We start from the raw sequence: 20,604 nt of genomic DNA, 5'->3' as shown, positions 1-20,604 counted from the left end.
GATACCAAAAGTTACTGCGGCTTTTCATCACTAGCTATGCTCTTAAAAAAATGAGGAGGAAGTATAGCATTAATACGAAAGTCGATTAAAGAGCGAGCGATGACACATTCGACGCCTCGCTATTTTTCCCTTTAAAAAATAAAGGCTTTTAGTAAGAAATCAATCAATCTGATAAATAACATCCACGCTATCACGAATGATGATCGATGAGTCTTGGTAGCCCACTGACTCTCTTTTCGCGTCCATACTCATGGTACGCATCAATACCGGTTGGTTTTGCTGACTGCGATAATCGATTCGCCACACGCCTTTGAGTGTTTTACCAAACCCTTCAGACAACGCGTGCGCTTTCTGATTGGCATCACGGATCGCCGCTTGACGCGCTTGATCTTGGTAACGTGCGGCCTCTTTTACTTTCAACTCAATATTGCTCACTTGGTTGATGCCCACACTCAGCGCCAGGTCAAGATAATCATTGAGCTTTTCCAGTTCATTGACCGTGACTTGAATGGTACGAGTCGCACGATAGCCGACCAACTCAGGAGCCCCATTCTTAGGATACTGATATTGAGGTGAGAGATAGAGATTAGAGCTTTGAATCTGCTCGCTCGGGACTTCTTCTCGCCCTAACGCTTTGAGAAAGTCACTCACCACTTGGTCGACGGCTTGTTTTGCCTGCTCTGCGGTGAGCATCGATTCGACCACGGTCACCGTAAATTTCGCCATATCAGGCTCAGCGGTGACCTCACCATAGCCTGTGGTACTGAGGTGGGGAAAATCTATCTCGGCAAAGCTCGGCGCGCTGGCCACACATGCCAGCAAAGCGAGCCAGCGACATTGAACGCGCACAGCAGACATTCGAGTTGGGTTGGTCATAAAGCGATCCGTATGTTAGGTATTTCATACATAATAGAAAACGTTGATTTCTTCACCAAGTGAGACAAGAGAAAACTGACAAAGAATTAACGACTCGGCTGGATCAGGTGCTGCTGCGCATAACTGAGAATCGCTTCGCTGACTTCTTTCAGCAGGCCTGTTTCGAGTTGCCAGTGGTGCCAATACATCTCAAAGGAGAGACAATACCCGGGAAGCAAATCGACCAAAGTGCCCTGCTCAAGCTCCTTTTCGATCTGTATGGTGGGGATCAAACAGTAAGCGCAATGGTTAAGCGCCATATTGACGAACGCCTCAGAGCTCGAGACCCAGTGGTTGATCCCTCGATCAATATCAATGCCATGTTGCTTAAGAAAATCTCGATGCAATGGATCGTGTTGATCAAACGAGACCGCAGGGGCTATCGAGAGCGCCTCTTTGGTCAATCCTTTTGGAAAAAAACGCTCGCGAAACTGCGGCGTGGCCACGCAAATGTAATCCATCCGACCCAAATAGCGGGCCACGCAACCACTGAGGGCTTGGCTTGCCATACTGATCGCCCCCACCACCTCACCTTGCTTGAGTTTATTTAGTGTACGGCCCTCTCTATCGACTTCAAACCTCATCTCGAGCGGGTGCTTTTTCAGTACCGGGCTCAACGCCGGTAGTAGCCAGGTGGCCAAACTATCGGCGTTGGTCGCAATCGAGATCTGACGGATTTGCAAAGGCTGCTGATTGCTAATTTCCGGAATCAACTCTTGTTCCAGCAATTGAATGCGCTGATAGAAACCGAGCAGCTTTTGACCAAGGGGAGTAGGCCTTGGTGGCTGGTCACGAACCAAGACGGGCTGCGCCACGAATCGCTCAAGTTGTTTGATTCGCTGTGAAACCGCAGACTGGGTGACATACAGCGCATTGGCCGCTTTATCAAAGCCACCGGTTTTGATCACGCTATCCAGCGCTTCAATCCAACGATAATCCAGCCCTTTCATCGCACCATCCTCATAAGCATTACTAATAATCAATTAAAATCATTAATTGTATTTATATCTTAATTCTGATTATTGTGGGCGCCTATCATGAACAAAAAGAGAGGTTATCGTGAGTTTCTGGTTAATGCTGCAAGGGTTTGGCTTAGGGGCCAGTATGATTATCCCCATTGGCGCGCAAAATGCTTACGTACTGAATCAAGGCATCAAACGTCAACACCACCTGACTACGGCGACGATCTGCAGCTTTCTCGACATGCTGTTTATCTCTGTCGGTATTTTTGGCGGCGGGGCGATTCTGTCACAAAATGAGACCTTGCTGACTTTAGTGACCATCGGCGGCATTCTGTTTCTCGGCTACTATGGGTTTCTTTCTCTGAAAAGTGCGCTGGCCTCCCACAGCGAAGGGCTACAAAGCAGTGAGCTATCGCGCGGTCGTAAAGCGGTCATTTTAGGCGCGCTCGCCGTCACCGTATTCAATCCGCACCTTTATCTCGATACCGTGGTTATTTTGGGATCCATCGGCGGCCAATTCGAAGGTCAGGAGCGACTCTCTTTCGCCATCGGTACTATCTTGGCGTCCTTTGTGTGGTTTTACGGGCTGTCGATTGGCGCCGCTAAATTGGCGCCCACCTTATCCAAACCTAGAGTAAAACAAGTGATTGATTTTCTGGTCGGTACCATGATGTGGGTCATCGCGGGCATGCTCGCCAAGCACTTGCTGCAAGGCTGGGGATGAGTGGATAAAACAAAGCGAGGCTCAAGGGCCTCGCTTTTCGCTTTACGTCGTTCAATCGTATTAGTCGACTTTGTTGAGATGCACGTCCATTTGTGGGAATGGAATCTCAATACCCGCCGCATCCAACGCTTCTTTAATGTTTTGCATGGCGTCGAAGTAAACCCCCCAGTAGTCCGCCGTTTTCACCCAAGGACGAACCACAAAGTTCACCGAAGAATCCGCCAAAGCGAGAACACCAATCGTGATATCTGGATTTTTCAAGATACGCGGATCTTTTTCCAACGTTTCACGGATCACTTGCTTGGTCTGCTTAAGATCTGCCTTGTAGGAAACGCCAATCACGAGATCAACACGTCGCGTTTCATGACGAGAGTAGTTGGTGATCGCACCGCCGATAACGCCAGCGTTTGGCACCACGACCATTTTGTTGTCAGGCGTTTTCAGCACCGTTTGGAAGATTTGGATGGAATCAACGCTGCCTGCCACACCGGCAATCTCAACATAATCACCGGATTTGAAAGGACGAAACGCAACAATCAACACACCCGCTGCGAAGTTAGACAGCGAGCCTTGCAACGCTAAACCAACCGCAAGACCGGCCGCACCGATAACCGCAACCACAGACGCCGTTTGAACACCAATTCGGCCGAGCGCGGCAATCAACACAATCACAAAGAGTAGGTAGCGAACCAGACCGTGAATAAAGTCGACGACCGCTTTATCCATCTGCTTCTTCTCTAGAACTTTAGATATGCTGTTAGCAATGCTTTTAACAATGATGTTACCAATAAACAGTATAGCGACCGCAGAAATGATGTTCACACCATACTGAATCAGTAAATCTGAATTGTTATTTAGCCAAGATTCGGCGTGAGACAAGCTGTCGATGATTGGCGTTTCAATCCCTGTTGATTCTTCTGCCATACTCTCTTTCCTCTATTAAAGTGACTTAGTTGAATAGTTGTAGCTTACAGATTACGCAAAGCCATGGTATTTCGCCAGAGTTTATAACAATTTATATTCATTTGTATTAAAAAGCGGACACAAAAAAAGCCGCTCGATGAGCGGCTTCTTATCAATCAGAGTGACGGCTGAATTACAATACATCAACCGCGTTTAGGTCAGCAAATGCTTTCTCTAGACGAGCAACCATTGAAGCTTGACCAGCACGTAGCCATACGCGTGGATCGTAGTACTTCTTGTTTGGCGCATCTTCGCCAGTTGGGTTACCGATTTGACCTTGTAGGTAATCGTGGTTTTCCGCTTCGTACTTACGGATACCGTCCCATGTTGCCCACTGAGTATCAGTATCGATGTTCATTTTGATGACACCGTAGCTGATTGACTCTTGGATTTCTGCTTCAGTTGAACCAGAACCACCGTGGAATACGAAGTTTAGTGCGTTAGGTGCAATACCAAACTTCTCAGCACAGTACGCTTGAGAGTCACGTAGGATAGTTGGAGTAAGAACAACGTTACCTGGCTTGTAAACGCCGTGTACGTTACCGAAAGACGCTGCGATAGTGAAACGAGGGCTGATTGCCACCAATTTCTCGTAAGCGTAAGCCACGTCTTCTGGAGAAGTGTACAGCTCAGATGCGTCCATGTGTGAGTTGTCAACGCCGTCTTCTTCACCACCAGTACAGCCTAGTTCGATTTCTAGCGTCATACCCATTTTCGCCATGCGAGCTAGGTATTTTGCTGAGATCTCGATGTTCTCTTCTAGAGACTCTTCAGAAAGGTCAATCATGTGAGAAGAGAAAAGTGGCTTGCCAGTTTGAGCGAAGAACTCTTCACCCGCATCTAGTAGACCGTCGATCCAAGGAAGCAGTTTTTTCGCTGCGTGGTCAGTGTGAAGAATAACAGGCACACCGTAAGATTCTGCAACAGCGTGAACGTATTTCGCGCCAGCAACTGCGCCAAGCACTTGTGCGTCTTGACCTTCAAGTTTTAGACCTTTACCCGCAAAGAAACCGGCACCGCCGTTAGAGAACTGAACCACAACAGGCGCTTTTACTTTCGCTGCTGCTTCTAGAACGCCGTTGATTGAGTCTGTGTTTACTACGTTCACTGCTGGTAGAGCGAAGTTGTTTTCCTTTGCAACTTCAAACACTTTCTGAACGTCATCGCCAGAGATAACACCTGGTTTTACGAAATCGAAGATCTTAGACATGGATTTAATCCTATTAGCTGTCATTTTTAAAAATGGTCGTTATAAAAATAAAACTTTTCAGTTTAAATTCTTGCAAACGTTTGCTCACAACTTGCGCTATTCTAGCAAAAATGTGATGTGCCGCAAACAAGAAAGCGGGAGAGACTCCCCCGCTTTCTATCAATTACTTAGCGCGTGCTTCTAGCATTTCAACCGCTGGAAGGACTTTACCTTCTACAAACTCAAGGAACGCACCGCCGCCCGTTGAGATGTAAGACACATCTGCTTTGATACCGAACTTGTCGATCGCCGCTAGCGTGTCACCACCACCTGCAACAGAGAAACCTTCAGACGCTGCGATCGCTTCAGAGATACCTTTTGTGCCCGCTTCGAAGTTCTTGAATTCGAATACGCCCACAGGACCGTTCCAAAGGATGGTTTTCGCGTTCTTCAGAATCTCAGCCAATTGCGCGGTAGAGTTTGGACCTAGGTCGAAAATCATGTCGTCGTCTTGAACTTCAGATACGTCTTTGATTTCCGCTTCTGCGTTCTCATCAAATGCTTTTGCACAAGCAACGTCAGTCGCCACTGGAATCGCGCACTCTTCCATTAGCTTTTTCGCTGTGTCGACTAGGTCTGCCTCGTATAGCGATTTACCTACGTTGTGGCCAGCCGCTGCGATGAAGGTGTTAGCAATACCGCCACCGACAACCAGTTGGTCAGCGATTTTAGACAGAGACTCAAGCACAGTCAGCTTAGTCGACACTTTTGAACCACCAACGATAGCAACCATTGGACGCGCAGGCTTGTCCATTGCTTTACCTAGCGCTTCTAGCTCGTTCGCAAGTAGAGGACCTGCACACGCAACGTCGGCGTGCATACCCACACCGTGAGTTGATGCTTGTGCACGGTGAGCCGTACCGAATGCGTCCATTACGAAGATGTCACAAAGTGCAGCGTACTGCTTAGACAGTGCTTCGTCGTTTTTCTTCTCGCCAACGTTGAAACGAACGTTTTCTAGAACAACAAGCTCGCCCGCGTTCAGCTCTAGACCGTTTAGGTAGTCTTTCGCTAGCTTAACTTCGCAGTCAAGTGCATCGTTTAGGTAGTTTACGACAGGTTGTAGAGAGAACTCTTCCGCGTATTCACCCTCTGTTGGGCGACCTAGGTGAGAAGTAACCATCACTTTCGCGCCTGCTTCTAGGCAGTGCTTGATTGTTGGTAGAGACGCGAGGATACGCGCATCAGAAGTTACTTTGCCGTCTTTTACTGGCACGTTTAGGTCAGCACGGATGAATACACGTTTACCTGCTAGATCCAGGTCAGTCATCTTGATTACAGACATGGTTTGTCCTCTCAACTATTCAAAAAATAAAGTTTTCAGTCACTCGGCAACCCTGCCAAGCCTATTAATTCTTCAAACTGGTTTTGATATGGAGATTATCAATATTTATTTCAAGGGTAAAAATAAATATTACTCCACCGCCTTTCGGCGCTTCCAATCTGGGTAAAAATGACCGCTAAAAGGCACTACCCAGCTTGTTCTGAAGCGGCCTGCATTGCGAGCGCAGTATCCAGCATGCGGTTCGCAAAGCCCCATTCGTTATCACACCAAACCAACATTTTGACTAGGTGCCCATTACTCACGCGAGTCTGGGAACCATCAACAATGGCACTGTGGGGATCGTGATTAAAGTCAATCGATACGAGCGGCGCTTCAGTATAGTCAACAATGCCGTGTAATGTACACTGAGATACGTTAACAATGGTTTGATTTACGTCATTAACTTTCACATTCGTATTAATTGTGACACTTAAATCCATCGCAGTGACGTTTACCGTGGGAACGCGCACGGATATGGCTTCGAATTTGTTGGAAAATTTCGGGAAGATTCTTTCAATCCCTTTGTGCAATTTCGTATCAACTGGAATGATGGATTGGCTGGCGGCTCGAGTACGACGCAAATCGTTGTGATACGCATCAATCACCTGCTGATCATTCATTGAGGAATGAATGGTGGTGATCGTGCCAGAATCGATACCAAAAGCATCATCTAAAGCTTTGATGATAGGGACAATACAGTTGGTCGTGCACGAACCATTAGAAACGACGCGATGCTCTGCGGTTAATGTTTCATGGTTCACACCATAGATGATGGTGTGGTCGAGATCACTGGCGCCTGGGTGGGAGAACAGCACTTTTTTAGCGCCGGCTTTGATGTGCGCTTGGCCATCGGCTTGCGAGCCATAGACACCGGTGCAGTCGAGCACCATATCGACCTCAAGATCGCGCCAAGGCAGTAGCTCAATGTCGTTTAGGTGCAAAATCCGAATCGAATCAAAGTCGCCACTCTCCACGACGCCGTGATGAATATAGATATGCTCTTGGTCATGCGTGATTTTTTTGCCAAAACGACCGTGGCTCGTATCGTATTGCAGTAAGTGCGCCATCGCATCAGGCTGTGCCAACTCGTTGACCGCGACCACTTTGATCTGCTGATGTTTGCCGCTCTCGTAAACCGCGCGCAACACATTACGACCGATACGTCCAAATCCATTGATCGCAATTTTAAGCATCCTTTCCTCACCCTACCTGATTTTCGTGTCACAGATAGTAACTGAGCCCGTGCCCAGATGCGAGTTCCAATCCCCGAAACCGCCTATTTCTAGTAACTAGGCACTAGGAACTAAAATAAAAAAACCGAGCCACTCACGACTCGGTTTCCTTCAAACTACATCGCCACAATTAAGCAAGCAGTTCTTTCGCTGTGTTCACGACGTTTTCTGTCGTGAAGCCAAACAGCTTGAACAGCTCTCCAGCAGGCGCTGATTCACCGAAGGTTGTCATACCGATGATCTTGCCGCCAAAGCCGACATACTTGTACCAGAAGTCCGCAATACCCGCTTCGATAGCGATACGTGCTGTTACGTCAGCTGGCAGTACGGATTCACGGTACGCTGCGTCTTGCTTATCGAACGCATCCGTCGATGGCATAGACACCACGCGTACTTGCTTGCCTTCAGCGGTTAGCTGCGCCGCCGCTTCAACAGCCAGTTCTACTTCAGAACCGGTGGCGATAAGGATAAGCTCTGGCTTGCCCGCGCAATCTTTTAGGATGTAACCACCCTTAGCGATGTTAGCCACTTGCCCAGCGTCACGCGCTTGCTGCGCGAGGTTTTGACGAGAGAAAATCAGAGACGTTGGGCCATCTTTACGCTCAATCGCCAATTTCCAAGCGACCGCAGATTCCACTTGGTCACATGGACGCCATGTGCTCATGTTTGGCGTTAGGCGAAGTGACGCCATTTGCTCAACGGGTTGGTGAGTTGGGCCATCTTCACCCAGACCAATCGAGTCATGCGTGTACACTTGGATGTTCTGAATTTTCATCAGAGCGGCCATACGCATCGCGTTACGGGCGTACTCCATAAACATCAAGAAGGTCGCACCGTAAGGGACAAAACCGCCATGCAGCGCAATACCATTCATGATGGCCGTCATACCGAACTCACGCACACCGTAGTGAATGTAGTTACCTGAGAAATCGTCTGCTTCCAGTGATTTTGAGCCCGACCACATGGTCAAGTTGGATGGCGCAAGGTCCGCCGAACCGCCCATAAATTCAGGCAGCATTTTACCGAACGCTTCAAGCGCATTTTGAGACGCTTTGCGCGAGGCAATGTTCGCTGGGTTGGCTTGCAGATCAGCAATGATTTGATTCGCTTTCTCTTCCCATTGCGCAGGAAGCTCACCGTTGAGACGACGTTTCAGCTCCGCCGCTTCTGTTGGGTACGCCGCTGCGTAAGCCTCAAACTGAGCGTTCCACGCCGCTTCAGATGCTGCGCCTGCGGTTTTCGCATCCCACTGCTCATATACGTCTGCTGGAATCTCAAACGCTGGGTGCTCCCAACCTAAGAACTCACGCGCAGCTTTGATTTCGTCTGCACCTAGTGGCGCGCCGTGACAATCGTGAGAGCCCGCTTTGTTTGGTGAACCAAAACCGATGATGGTCTTAGTACAAATCAGAGTAGGACGAGGGTCCGCTTTCGCGGCAGTGATGGCGGCGTTGATCGCCTCAGCATCATGGCCATCGACAGCTGGAATAACATGCCAACCGTAAGCTTCAAAGCGTTTTGGTGTATCGTCAGAGAACCAACCTTCCACTTCACCATCAATCGAGATGCCGTTGTCATCCCAAAAAGCGATCAGCTTGCCAAGGCCCAGAGTGCCCGCTAGTGAACATGCTTCGTGAGAGATCCCTTCCATCAAACAGCCATCACCCATGAATACGTAGGTGAAGTGGTCGATGATGTCATGGCCTTCTTTATTGAACTGCGCCGCTAATGCTTTCTCTGCCAGCGCCATGCCCACTGCGTTTGTGATGCCCTGACCAAGAGGACCAGTGGTGGTTTCTACGCCCGGTGCATAACCATATTCTGGGTGGCCCGGCGTTTTTGAATGAAGCTGACGGAAGTTTTTCAGATCGTCAATAGACAGCTCGTAACCACTTAGGTGCAGCAAAGAGTAAATCAGCATTGAGCCGTGGCCGTTTGATAGCACGAAACGGTCGCGGTTTGCCCATTCTGGGTTCGCTGGGTTGTGGTTTAAGTGTGAACGCCAAAGAACTTCGGCGATATCCGCCATCCCCATCGGTGCGCCTGGGTGACCGGAATTAGCTTGTTGAACACCATCCATGCTAAGTGCACGAATTGCATTGGCCAAGTGTTTACGAGAAGACATGTCTGCTCCTGAATGCATTAAGCGAATTGATAACTAAGGTGGGCGATAATTCTCGCAGAGCATCTACGCAGGTGCAATCGATTACTGTCTAATCAACGCCAGATCTACGATATTTATTGCAAATTTCTCGAAGACCGCCGGTTTTCGTTACTGTTTGATGCAAACGATTGCTCTTTACCTCACGCGGCGGATTGAGAAGAATACGCGTTTTTACTCTACTTAAATCACAAAAATAACTTGTAATTCGAGCACGCAAAACTAGAATAGACGTCTAGATGTAGATACACCTACATAATTTAACCTTATTTTTGTGCTGGGCGAGCAATGACGCCCATCCAACAGATTAAATGGAGCTCTCATGGCTAAGCACCTGTTTACTTCTGAATCCGTATCAGAAGGCCATCCAGATAAAATTGCAGACCAAATCTCAGATGCGGTTCTCGATGCGATCCTCGAGCAAGATCCAAAAGCTCGCGTAGCGTGTGAAACCTACGTCAAGACCGGTATGGTCATGGTCGGCGGTGAAATCACCACTTCTGCATGGGTAGACATCGAAGAGTTAACGCGCCAAACCGTACGTGAAATTGGCTACGTTCACTCTGACATGGGCTTTGACGCGGATTCGTGTGCAGTGCTAAACACCATCGGTAAACAGTCTCCAGACATCAACCAAGGTGTCGACAAAGCGGATCCAAAAGAGCAAGGTGCCGGTGACCAAGGCATCATGTTTGGTTACGCATGTAACGAGACTGAAGTCCTCATGCCAGCGCCTATCACTTACTCACACCGCCTAGTGCAAAAGCAAGCGGAAGTGCGTAAGAACGGCACACTGCCATGGTTGCGTCCAGATGCAAAATCTCAGGTTACGTTCCAGTACAACGAAGGTAAGATCGTTGGTATCGATGCGGTCGTACTGTCAACTCAGCACTGTGACTCTATCTCAACGCCGGATCTGCGCGAAGCGGTAATGGAAGAGATCATCAAGCCAGTTCTACCGGCTGAGTGGCTCAACAAAGACACTAACTTCTTCATCAACCCAACCGGTCGTTTTGTTATCGGTGGCCCAATGGGCGACTGTGGTTTGACTGGTCGTAAGATCATCGTTGATACCTACGGCGGCGCAGCGCGTCACGGTGGTGGTGCATTCTCTGGTAAAGATCCATCGAAAGTAGACCGTAGTGCCGCTTACGCAGCACGCTACGTAGCGAAAAACATCGTCGCGGCTGGTATGGCAGATCGCTGTGAAATCCAATTGTCTTACGCAATCGGTGTTGCGGATCCAACGTCTATCATGGTGGAAACGTTCGGTACTGAGAAAGTCTCGCACGACATCATCATTGAGGCGGTACGTCAGTTCTTCGATCTACGTCCATACGGCCTGCAAGAGATGCTGAACCTACTTCAGCCAATCTACAAGAAGACCGCCGCTTACGGCCACTTCGGTCGTGAAGAGTTCCCTTGGGAAGCGACGGATAAAGCCGCAGAACTGCGTGACTTCGCTGGTCTCAAGTAATCACTGAGCCACACTATTTCAGGGCTTTTGGTTCGCCAAAAGCCCTTTCTTTTGCCTGCTATCTGGCCTCCTCGCTCGCTGTGCTCACCCCGACCTCGCATCCCCACCCATCATTGAACAAAATTTAACCTCCCAGGTTGTAATTTACGCCATTGAGGTCAATAGTTAACAATATGTTAAATGAACGCATCCAAGGATGACGTCTTTACGTATAAAACCAGACGTGACTGCCATCCCCTCTGCGCCGAGTAACACGCGCAAAGCTTGTGTTCAGATCACGGCACCAACATAAAACTGAGAGTTCACACCCTTTAACGTCAGCGTCTAGGAGCACATCAGCGAATCGGGTCAGCACTCTCTCGTGTTTGCGAACGGCTTGCGTTTAAAAACGTCTTCTGTTTACAAATACGTAACAACCCCTTTTCTCGGCCACTACTCAAAAGGCAAAGAAGAGGATGAGAATCGAGATTGATCAAGGAGGAGTTATGCCTCGTACGGTTAACCCACATGACTTCAAAGAGCAAAAACATAAGGAAGTCAGCGACCACGAATACGCGCGCACCATACCGTGTAATCAGGTCAGTATCTCTGCCCCATTTCATTGGCTCGCGCTCGGCTTGCACGACTTTGTTCGCATGCCGCTGATTAGCGCTTTCTACGGCTTGTGCTTTATGGCGGCGGCCATCGGCATTGTTCTCCTCGTCCAGTGGCAAGGCACCCACCTTGTGGTGATGCCCAGTCTGGTCGTCTATATGCTCATTGGGCCTTTTTTAGCGCTCGGTTTGTATGACGCGAGCTGGGAGCGAGAGCGCGGACATAAACCCAGTTTGCTTCACTCGATGAAAGCCATCGGACGTAACTCCACTTCACAATGGGCGTTTGCCGTGCTGCTTGCGGTGTGTATGATTTTTTGGATGCGTATCGCGGCGCTGCTGCACGCACTCTACCCGTCGGTACAAGGGGCGCCGTTGAGCGACTTCCTCCCCTTCTTGATCATCGGCTCATTAGTGGGTTTAGTGCTGGCGTGTGTTGTGTTCAGTATCTCAGCGTTCGCCATTCCGCTGATGATGGAGCGACGCGTGGATATGATGACCGGCGTATTCAGTAGCTTTAACGCCGTCAAGTCCAACATCGGTGCTATGATCGTTTGGGCTGCGATCATTTGTGGCGGGATCTTAATAGGCTTTGCCACTTATGGTATCGGGATGCTCTTTACGATGCCGATACTCGGCTACGCCACTTGGCACGCGTATCATGAGGTGATTAAGAAACGCCATCACCCTTAACATGTGGCCTATTTGAGGTATAGTGAACGCCCCGAGCTCTCTCGGGGCGTTTTTTTATCCTGTATCTCTGCCAGCGAAGATGAGTCACCTGTGGATCTGACCCTCACCTATTCAACTCAGCGAGTGATCGCGCAATGCATCGAGCAAGCCCGCCAAGCGTTCGGCCGGCCGTTTCCTATGCCAACGCTCTCGTTTAAGCTGCGCGGTAAAGCGGCAGGAAAAGCGTACCTGCAACTCAATGAGATCCGCCTCAACCCGGTGTTGTTTTCGGAGAATCAAGCGGCGTTTCTCCAAGAAGTGATCCCCCATGAAGTGGCCCACCTTGTCACCTATCAAGTTTATGGTCGCGTTCGCCCGCACGGCAAAGAGTGGCAAGGGGTCATGGAGTCAGTGTTCGGTGTCAAAGCCAACACCACCCACAGCTTTGCTGTCACCTCTGTTCAAGGTAAAACCTTTGAATACCTCTGTGCGTGTCGCGGCTATCCGCTCTCTATTCGACGCCACAATAAAGTGCAGCGCAACCAAGCAAGCTATCGCTGCCAACAGTGTCAGCAGACACTGGTGTTTTCTGGCAAACAGTTGTCGTAATCCCCCACACTCCATCCCTGCCAGCTATCTATCCCCACTCAATCACACCCTATGGCGCGATCTCGTTCAGCGTAACAAATAACATCATCACTAAAATCCTACCTTTTTGCGTGCTAGACTGTGAAAAATAATACTTTTTTCATGCTTTAACGCTCACTCAGGTTTCATTATGTCTCGACTGCCCGTTTGGTTTACTGTGATGAGCTCGCTGCTAGCGGTGACGCTCTCTTCTGCTTTCTCTTTCGCGCACGCAGCGCCGCCGTCCTCTTTTTCCAAAGCAAAGAAAGAGGCGGTCAAGATCTACGCCGATCACCCCACCAGCTTTTACTGTGGCTGCAATATTGAGTGGCAAGGGCGCAAAGGCACGCCGGATCTTAACTCGTGCGGCTATCAGGTGCGTAAGCAAGAGCGCCGAGCCTCTCGCATTGAGTGGGAACATGTGGTGCCTGCTTGGCAATTTGGTCATCAGCGCCAATGCTGGCAACAGGGTGGGCGTAAATACTGCACTAAAAACGATCAGCAATTTCGCTCGATGGAAGCCGATTTGCATAACCTGACCCCAGCGATTGGTGAGGTCAACGGCGATCGTTCAAATTACAACTTTAGCCAGTGGAATGGGGTTCAAGGAGTGACCTATGGGCGCTGTGAGATGCAGGTCAACTTCAAACAGCGTGAAGTGATGCCGCCCGATCGAGCCCGCGGATCCATTGCTCGCACCTATCTCTACATGAGTAAAGAGTACGGATTTAAACTCTCAAGCCAGCAAACCAAGCTGATGAATGCGTGGAATAAAACCTACCCCGCCGACGCCTGGGAGTGCGAACGCGACAACCGCATCGCTAAAGTGCAAGGCAATCACAACCCGTTTGTGGTTGAGGCATGCCAAGCAACCCCATAACCACCTAGCTCTAGGAACTAGGCACTCGACTTCTCAGCACGCTTTATCTCACGCTAGCCCCTTGTTTTTTCGCTCAAAGGCATCCATGTTAGTGGGATAACTTTTGGATTTGCAGGAAACCAACGCAATGCGCATGCCACGACTCTATCACCCAGAGACCATCCACCAGCTTGGGCCTCTCGCCCTCAGTGACGATGCCGCCGGCCACGTCGGCCGAGTGCTGCGCATGAAAGAGGGTCAACAGGTGCTGTTGTTTGATGGCAGCGGCGCACAATTCCCTGCCACCATTACCGCTGTAGGAAAGAAAAACGTCGACGTCGAGGTGTTAGATCGCGTTGAACAAAGCTGCGAGTCACCGCTGGATCTGCACTTAGGTCAAGTGATCTCACGCGGAGATAAAATGGAGTTCACGATTCAAAAATCCGTTGAGCTTGGCGTCAATACCATTACGCCCCTTATCTCTGAGCGCTGTGGCGTCAAACTCGACCCCAAACGTTTTGAGAAAAAGCTCGCTCAATGGCAAAAAATTGCCATCAGCGCCTGTGAACAGTGCGGCCGGAATACCGTCCCTACCATTCGCCCAATTATGTCGCTCGAAGCGTGGTGCCAAGAGCAATTCGATGGCTTGAAGCTCAATTTGCATCCGCGCGCCAAATACTCAATCAACACCCTACCGACTCCGGTAGAAAAAGTGCGTTTGTTGATTGGCCCTGAAGGCGGCCTTTCTAGCGATGAAATCGATATGACTCAGCAATACCAATTTGAAGAGACGCTGCTCGGTCCTCGCGTGCTACGTACCGAAACCGCAGCCCTTACCGCTATTACCGCCCTACAAGTTCGCTTTGGCGATCTTGGCTAAACGGAGAACACTATCCATGATCAAACTCGGCATCGTGATGGACCCGATCTCGTCCATCAACATCAAAAAAGACTCTAGCTTTGCCATGATGCTGGAAGCGCAGCGCCGCGGCTACGAAATTCACTACATGGAGATGAAGGATCTTCATCTAGAACAGGGCGTCGCGATTGCGGACACCAAAGTGGTGGAGCTAAAAGAAGATCCAAGCGGCTGGTATCAGTTTAAATCTGAGCAGACCATTGAGCTGTCAGAGCTTGATGCGGTATTGATGCGTAAAGATCCCCCATTTGATACCGAATACATCTACGCGACATACATCCTTGAGCGCGCCGAAGAAAAAGGCACCTTGATCGTCAACAAGCCGCAAAGCTTGCGCGACTGCAATGAAAAACTGTTTACCGCGTGGTTCCCAGAGCTAACGCCAACCACCTTAGTGACTCGCAGCGCAGACAAGATTAAAGCCTTCCGTGAGCAACATGGCGACGTGATTTTAAAACCATTGGATGGCATGGGCGGCGCGTCGATCTTCCGTGTAAAAGAGAACGATCCTAACGTTTCCGTGATCATCGAAACCTTGACCAACCATGGTCAACACTACGCGATGGCGCAAACTTTCGTCCCAGATATTAGCAATGGTGACAAGCGTATTTTGGTGGTGGATGGCGAACCGATGCCCTACTGCTTAGCGCGTATTCCTGCCAAAGGAGAGACTCGCGGTAACCTAGCCGCAGGCGGACGTGGCGAAGCAAGACCACTGAGTGAGACAGATAAACAGATCGCTCTCGCTGTAGCGCCTACACTTAAAGAAAAGGGGCTGATTTTTGTTGGCCTTGACGTCATCGGCGACAAACTGACTGAGATTAACGTTACCAGCCCAACGTGTATTCGTGAAATCGAAGCCGCATTTGATATCTCCATTACCGGCAAGCTGATGGATGCGATTGAACGTCGCATTGAGCAGAAATAATCTATCGGTGATGGGATAACCCAGCTCTTGAGCGGCATTCGCGCTATGAGTGCCGCTCAATTTAAGGTGGAGTCATGATGAATTTAACCAACCATTTTCTCGTTGCCATGCCGGGGATGAAAGATCCCTACTTTAAGCGCAGTGTCATCTATGTGTGTGAGCACAACGAAGAGGGCGCTATGGGCCTCATGATCAATGCGCCTATTGATATCACCATTGGAAAAATGCTCGAACGCGTCGATGTGCAGCCCGTTCATCCGCAGCTCAACACCGACAGTCTGGAAAAACCGGTCCTTAATGGCGGGCCTGTGTCTGAAGACCGAGGCTTTATCCTTCATCGCCCTAAAGACACGTATGAATCCAGCATTCAGATGACCAATGAAATCAGTGTCACCACCTCCAAAGACATTTTGAGTGTGCTCGGCACCGAGGCAGAGCCTAATCGCTACTTGGTCGCACTGGGGTATTCCGGTTGGGAGGCGGGTCAGCTGGAATCGGAGCTCTCAGAGAATTCATGGCTAACCATTGAAGCCGACCCGTCGGTCATCTTTGATACCCCGATTGCCGATCGCTGGCAAAAAGCGGTGCAGATGCTCGGCATTGACGTCGCACAGCTGTCCAACGACGTCGGTCATGCGTAACCATTCCGTGTTGCGCTAAAACGATAAGCGGCGATAACCCCTCGCCGCTGATTCACTCTAATTTCACGAATCTAATTTCACTAAGCAGAACCCTTATGTCTAAAACCATCATGGCCTTCGACTACGGCACCAAAAGCATTGGCAGCGCCATTGGCCAAGAAATTACTGGCACCGCCTCACCACTAAAAGCGTTTAAAGCCAAAGACGGCATTCCCAATTGGGATGAGATAGGAAAGCAGATTGCCGAGTGGCAACCGAATCTGTTGGTGGTAGGGCTACCGACCGACCTGCACGGCAAAGACCTCGAAAGCATCACTCCGCGAGCCAAAAAATTCGCCAACCGCCTCCATGGCCGATTTGGCCTACCGGTAGAACTGCACGATGAACGCCTTTCGACCACCGAAGCCCGTTCCGAGCTGTTCTCGATGGGCGGCTACAAAGCGCTCACCAAAGGCAACGTTGACTGCCAATCCGCCGTGATCATTCTAGAAAGCTGGTTTGAAGCCCAATACCAATAACCCCAATTCCTAAAGCGAGTTCTATCAAACGCCCTCCCTCTAGAAACTAGGAACTCGCCACTAGGAACTCTAATCCATATCAATCTTAACGTTATCCAACGCCCCACCGCCAAAGCCTTCTTGGCGATTGGTTTTCAGCATGATACGCAAATCATTGGCGGAATCAGCACTGTGCAAGGCATCCTCTTCGTTGATCTTGTCCTCCACCACCAGTTGATACAGCGCTTGGTCAAAGGTCTGCATGCCCACTTGGTTGGATTTGGCCATGGTGCTTTTCAGCTCATGCAAATCGCCGCGACGAATCAGATCCGAAACACGTGGGCTGTTGAGTAGGATTTCAAACACGCCGTGACGCCCTTGACCGTTTTTATCGCGAATCAACTGCTGAGCGATCACGCCGCGCAGATTCATCGACAGGTCAAACAAGAACTGCTCTTTTTGCTCTTTCGGCACCAGATGTAAGATCCGCTCTAGCGCTTGGTTGGCGTTGTTGGCGTGCAGTGTGGCCATACACAAATGGCCCGTTTCAGCGAAGGTCATGGCGTATTCCATCGTCTCACGACTGCGGATCTCACCAATCAGAATCATATCCGGCGCTTGGCGCAATGAGTTTTTCAGCGCCACTTCATAGCTCTCGGTGTCGAGCCCCACTTCGCGCTGCGTCACAATGCAGCGCTGGTGTTCATGAACAAACTCTATCGGGTCTTCGACCGTCAAAATGTGCCCGCTGCGATGCTGGTTGCGATAACCCGTCATCGCGGCCATCGTGGTCGATTTACCCGAGCCCGTCGCGCCCACCACCAGCACCAAGCCCCGCTTCGCAATCGCCAGGTCTTGCAGCACCTCTGGCAGCTTTAACTGCTCAAACGTTGGGATTTTGGTTTCAATGCGACGAATTACCGCACCGGGCAACTCACGCTGGTGAAACGCCGAGACACGAAAGCGCCCCACCTCTCGCACAATGGCGAAATTGGCTTCGTGTGTCTGGGCAAACTCCGCTTGGCGTTTTTCATCCATCATGCCGACCAAGAGCGCATCCACATCAGGTTGAGTCAGCGTTTCACCGTGCGCTTTAAGCTGACCATCAACGCGATACAACAGCGGCGCGCCTACCGTGATATAGAGATCCGACGCTTTTCGCGCCACCATCTCTTCTAAACAGGCTGTAATGTCCATCCGTCACCTCTTAAAATGGCGTGCTTTGCACTTCAATTTTCTTCGCCACTTCGTCGGCATCCACCAAGCCTTGCATGATCAACTGCTTGGCATTTTGTTCCATGGTTTGCATGCCGTGCGCCGCGCCCGTTTGAATAACTGAGTACATCTGCGCCACTTTATCTTCGCGGATAAGGTTACGAATCGCCGGCGTCGCCATCATGATTTCATGACACGCCACGCGTCCCCCGCCAAGGCGCTTGAGCAGTTTTTGGGCGATAACGCTGCGCAAGGATTCAGACAGCATAGAGCGCACCATGTCTTTATCGCTCCCCGGGAACACATCAATAATCCGGTCAATGGTTTTCGCGGCGCTACTGGTGTGCAGCGTACCAAACACCAGGTGACCGGTTTCTGCGGCGGTGAGAGCAAGGCTGATTGTCTCTTGGTCACGCAGCTCACCAACCAAAATCACATCCGGATCTTCACGTAGCGCACTGCGCAGTGCGTTGTTGAAGCTGTGGGTATCACGGTGCACTTCACGTTGGTTAATCAAACACTTATTGTTGCTGTGCACAAATTCAATCGGATCTTCAATGGTGAGGATATGCTTATTGTGGTGACGATTTATGTGGTCCACCATGGCGGCTAATGTGGTGGATTTACCCGAGCCAGTGGGCCCAGTCACTAACACCAGGCCTTTTTCCATATTGGCAATGTCGGAGAAAATCTTTGGCGCCTCTAACTGTTCTAGGCTTGGGATCTCAGTCGGGATAGTACGAAAGACCGCCGCACAGCCACGGCTTTGATTGAAGGCGTTGACCCTAAAACGGCCAACATCGGAGAGTTCAAAGGAGAAATCGACCTCAAGGCGCTCTTCAAATTCGCTGCGCTGAGCATCATTCATGATGTCGAACACTAAGCGATGCACCTCAGAGTGCGACAAAGCAGGAACGCCCAGCTTTCTGACATCACCATCAATACGAATCATTGGAGAAACCCCAGCAGAAAGATGTAGATCTGAGGCATTATGCTTTACACTAAAATCCAGTAACTCAGCGATATCCATTTCAATTCCTTAATAAAGTTAGCTATGAGTAGTATTCAACAAAACATCGAACAGATCACCTCACAGATTGATGCGTCCTTACAAAAGTGTGGACGCCCTCGAGACTCAGTGCAACTTCTCGCGGTAAGTAAAACCAAACCTGTTACCGATATTTTTGCAGCAGCGCAGGTTGGGCAACGTGCGTTTGGCGAAAATTACGTCCAAGAAGGGGCGGATAAAGTCGATTACTTTCGCCAAAATCACCCAGAGTTAGAGTTGGAGTGGCACTTCATCGGCCCGATTCAATCGAACAAAACCCGTATCGTGGCGGAGAATTTCGCCTGGGTACATACTGTTGACCGCGCCAAAATAGCGCAGCGCCTTAATGACCAGCGACCAGAAGGCCTAGCGCCGCTGCAAGTGCTCATTCAAGTCAACACCAGTGGCGAAGCCTCCAAATCCGGCGCCAGTGGCGAAGAAATCTTCGCACTCGCAGAGTTGATTTCTACGCTGCCCAACCTCACTTTAAGAGGGTTGATGTCCATTCCGGCAAGCACACCCGATTACGCGGCTCAGCTAGGTGCATTCACTGAACTGGCTGAGCTGCAGAGGTCGTTGGCGCAACGTTTGCCCGACGTCACCTTAGATACATTATCGATGGGCATGAGCGGGGATATGGACGCCGCCATTGAAGCAGGCAGCACTATGGTGCGGATCGGTAGCGCGATTTTTGGCGCCCGTAGTTAAGCGCCATTCCCAACCATCAGGGGCCAACACTTTGGCCAAATAACACAGAGATAAGGATTCACTCCGCCATGGAACAGAAGAAGATTGCCTTTATTGGCGCAGGAAATATGGTTCGCGCTATCGTTGCTGGCCTTGTCGCCGATGGTTACCCAGCATCACTGATTACCGCGACGGCGCCGTCAACCACGCGCCGCTTGCCACTGGAAGAGACCTATGGCATTCACACCACCAGCGACAATATTCAAGCAGCAAACGATGCAGATGTGGTGGTTCTTTCGGTCAAGCCACAAATGATGGAAGCGGTCTGTCAGCCACTACAGGGCATCGACTTTTCCAACAAACTGGTCATTTCTATTGCCGCAGGCATTCATTGCCAACGCCTACAAGAGATGCTCGCCACAAAGGCGCCACTGGTGCGTGTTATGCCAAACACACCATCGCAACTCGGCAAAGGGATGAGCGGTCTCTACGCGCCAGAGAGCGTCAGTGATAGCGACAAAGCCTTTGCTGAGCAGCTGATGAGCGCAGTGGGCCGCTGCTGCTGGGTAGAGCAAGAGTCCGGCATCAACAACATCATTGCCGCCGCAGGCAGCGCGCCGGCATACTTCTTCCTATTTATGGAAGCGATGCAGCAAGAGGCGATGGCTCAAGGATTTGACAAAGAGACCGCCAGATTGCTCGTCCAGCAATCGGCATTGGGCGCGGCTGAGATGGTGGTCGCCAACCCAGATATTGAACTGTCGACACTGCGCGAGCAGGTGACCTCCAAAGGTGGTACTACCGCAGAAGCGCTGCGTACATTCAACGAACACCAACTTTCCGCTATAGTAGCCAAAGCAATGCAAGCTGCGGTCAGCCGTGCGAAAGAGATGGAAACACTGTTTTAAAGT

The 20,604-nt window shown here is 50.2% G+C and carries 20 protein-coding genes; 11 read left to right on the top strand and 9 right to left on the bottom strand.

The features are described 5' to 3' along the window. Nucleotides 1-159: 159 nt before the first annotated feature. Together AC6R03_RS02910 and AC6R03_RS02905 are read right to left on the bottom strand one after the other, a co-directional pair. The gene (locus AC6R03_RS02910) at nucleotides 160-876 is read right to left on the bottom strand and encodes an oxidative stress defense protein (RefSeq protein WP_500631437.1); all 717 of its coding nucleotides are present in this window, start codon (nucleotides 874-876) and stop codon (nucleotides 160-162) included. Between the two features lie 86 nt (nucleotides 877-962). Beyond that, nucleotides 963-1,865 (bottom strand): LysR family transcriptional regulator ArgP, encoded by a 903-nt coding sequence (locus AC6R03_RS02905; protein WP_500631436.1) that lies wholly within the window; start codon nucleotides 1,863-1,865, stop codon nucleotides 963-965. A gap of 109 nt (nucleotides 1,866-1,974) precedes the next feature. On the opposite strand from AC6R03_RS02905, the gene AC6R03_RS02900 reads away from it, so the two are divergent. Next, nucleotides 1,975-2,601 carry a LysE/ArgO family amino acid transporter gene (locus tag AC6R03_RS02900; protein WP_500627747.1) on the top strand — a complete coding sequence of 209 codons (627 nt, stop codon included), beginning with the start codon at nucleotides 1,975-1,977 and terminating at the stop codon, nucleotides 2,599-2,601. 60 nt (nucleotides 2,602-2,661) lie between these two features. On the opposite strand, the gene mscS is transcribed toward AC6R03_RS02900, so the two are convergent. The 5 genes from mscS to tkt form a co-directional block, all read right to left on the bottom strand. Further along, entirely contained in the window at nucleotides 2,662-3,525 is an 864-nt protein-coding gene (mscS, locus tag AC6R03_RS02895; protein ID WP_500631435.1) for a small-conductance mechanosensitive channel MscS, read from the bottom strand. 172 nt (nucleotides 3,526-3,697) lie between these two features. Next, complete coding sequence (gene fbaA, locus AC6R03_RS02890; protein ID WP_500627749.1) at nucleotides 3,698-4,774, bottom strand: class II fructose-bisphosphate aldolase; 1,077 nt, start codon at nucleotides 4,772-4,774, stop codon at nucleotides 3,698-3,700. A gap of 163 nt (nucleotides 4,775-4,937) precedes the next feature. Beyond that, a complete protein-coding gene (locus AC6R03_RS02885) occupies nucleotides 4,938-6,098 on the bottom strand; it encodes a phosphoglycerate kinase (protein WP_500629325.1) in 1,161 nt (386 codons plus the stop codon). A 185-nt stretch (nucleotides 6,099-6,283) separates the two neighbouring features. Then, nucleotides 6,284-7,330, bottom strand: coding sequence for an erythrose-4-phosphate dehydrogenase (epd, locus tag AC6R03_RS02880; protein WP_500631434.1), 1,047 nt, complete (start codon nucleotides 7,328-7,330; stop codon nucleotides 6,284-6,286). A gap of 169 nt (nucleotides 7,331-7,499) precedes the next feature. Next, complete coding sequence (gene tkt / locus AC6R03_RS02875) at nucleotides 7,500-9,494, bottom strand: transketolase (RefSeq protein ID WP_500631433.1); 1,995 nt, start codon at nucleotides 9,492-9,494, stop codon at nucleotides 7,500-7,502. A 358-nt stretch (nucleotides 9,495-9,852) separates the two neighbouring features. Here tkt and metK point away from each other — a divergent pair, with 358 nt between their 5' ends. The 8 genes from metK (at nucleotide 9,853) to ruvX (ending at nucleotide 16,764) form a co-directional block, all read left to right on the top strand. Continuing rightward, nucleotides 9,853-11,007, top strand: coding sequence for a methionine adenosyltransferase (metK, locus tag AC6R03_RS02870; RefSeq protein ID WP_334553521.1), 1,155 nt, complete (start codon nucleotides 9,853-9,855; stop codon nucleotides 11,005-11,007). Nucleotides 11,008-11,492: 485 nt separating this feature from the next. After that, a complete protein-coding gene (locus tag AC6R03_RS02865) occupies nucleotides 11,493-12,293 on the top strand; it encodes a DUF2189 domain-containing protein (RefSeq protein ID WP_334568345.1) in 801 nt (266 codons plus the stop codon). A gap of 90 nt (nucleotides 12,294-12,383) precedes the next feature. Continuing rightward, the gene (locus AC6R03_RS02860) at nucleotides 12,384-12,881 is read left to right on the top strand and encodes a SprT family zinc-dependent metalloprotease (protein ID WP_500631432.1); all 498 of its coding nucleotides are present in this window, start codon (nucleotides 12,384-12,386) and stop codon (nucleotides 12,879-12,881) included. Between the two features lie 199 nt (nucleotides 12,882-13,080). Further along, entirely contained in the window at nucleotides 13,081-13,779 is a 699-nt protein-coding gene (gene endA, locus AC6R03_RS02855; RefSeq protein WP_500631481.1) for a deoxyribonuclease I, read from the top strand. A 127-nt stretch (nucleotides 13,780-13,906) separates the two neighbouring features. Continuing rightward, entirely contained in the window at nucleotides 13,907-14,638 is a 732-nt protein-coding gene (gene rsmE / locus AC6R03_RS02850; RefSeq protein ID WP_500631431.1) for a 16S rRNA (uracil(1498)-N(3))-methyltransferase, read from the top strand. A gap of 16 nt (nucleotides 14,639-14,654) precedes the next feature. Continuing rightward, on the top strand, nucleotides 14,655-15,605 hold the full coding sequence (gshB, locus tag AC6R03_RS02845; RefSeq protein WP_487903653.1) for a glutathione synthase: 951 nt from the start codon (nucleotides 14,655-14,657) through the stop codon (nucleotides 15,603-15,605). 77 nt (nucleotides 15,606-15,682) lie between these two features. After that, nucleotides 15,683-16,246: a YqgE/AlgH family protein gene (locus AC6R03_RS02840; RefSeq protein ID WP_500631480.1), complete on the top strand. Its 564-nt coding sequence runs from the start codon at nucleotides 15,683-15,685 to the stop codon at nucleotides 16,244-16,246. A gap of 95 nt (nucleotides 16,247-16,341) precedes the next feature. Further along, the gene (ruvX, locus tag AC6R03_RS02835; RefSeq protein ID WP_334553512.1) at nucleotides 16,342-16,764 is read left to right on the top strand and encodes a Holliday junction resolvase RuvX; all 423 of its coding nucleotides are present in this window, start codon (nucleotides 16,342-16,344) and stop codon (nucleotides 16,762-16,764) included. A 69-nt stretch (nucleotides 16,765-16,833) separates the two neighbouring features. Here ruvX and AC6R03_RS02830 read toward each other — a convergent pair whose 3' ends face one another. Beyond that, a complete protein-coding gene (locus AC6R03_RS02830; RefSeq protein ID WP_500627755.1) occupies nucleotides 16,834-17,940 on the bottom strand; it encodes a PilT/PilU family type 4a pilus ATPase in 1,107 nt (368 codons plus the stop codon). Between the two features lie 10 nt (nucleotides 17,941-17,950). Continuing rightward, on the bottom strand, nucleotides 17,951-18,988 hold the full coding sequence (locus tag AC6R03_RS02825; RefSeq protein WP_334553508.1) for a type IV pilus twitching motility protein PilT: 1,038 nt from the start codon (nucleotides 18,986-18,988) through the stop codon (nucleotides 17,951-17,953). A 24-nt stretch (nucleotides 18,989-19,012) separates the two neighbouring features. On the opposite strand from AC6R03_RS02825, the gene AC6R03_RS02820 reads away from it, so the two are divergent. Continuing rightward, entirely contained in the window at nucleotides 19,013-19,714 is a 702-nt protein-coding gene (locus AC6R03_RS02820; protein WP_500631430.1) for a YggS family pyridoxal phosphate-dependent enzyme, read from the top strand. Nucleotides 19,715-19,782: 68 nt separating this feature from the next. Further along, nucleotides 19,783-20,601 (top strand): pyrroline-5-carboxylate reductase, encoded by an 819-nt coding sequence (proC, locus tag AC6R03_RS02815; protein WP_500629335.1) that lies wholly within the window; start codon nucleotides 19,783-19,785, stop codon nucleotides 20,599-20,601. Nucleotides 20,602-20,604: the final 3 nt, after the last annotated feature.

The organism is Vibrio sp. R10-SG-ISO4, assembly GCF_059834135.1.
Note: the sequence above shows the minus strand (reverse complement) of the source record. Positions and strands in the feature narration are given on the sequence as shown.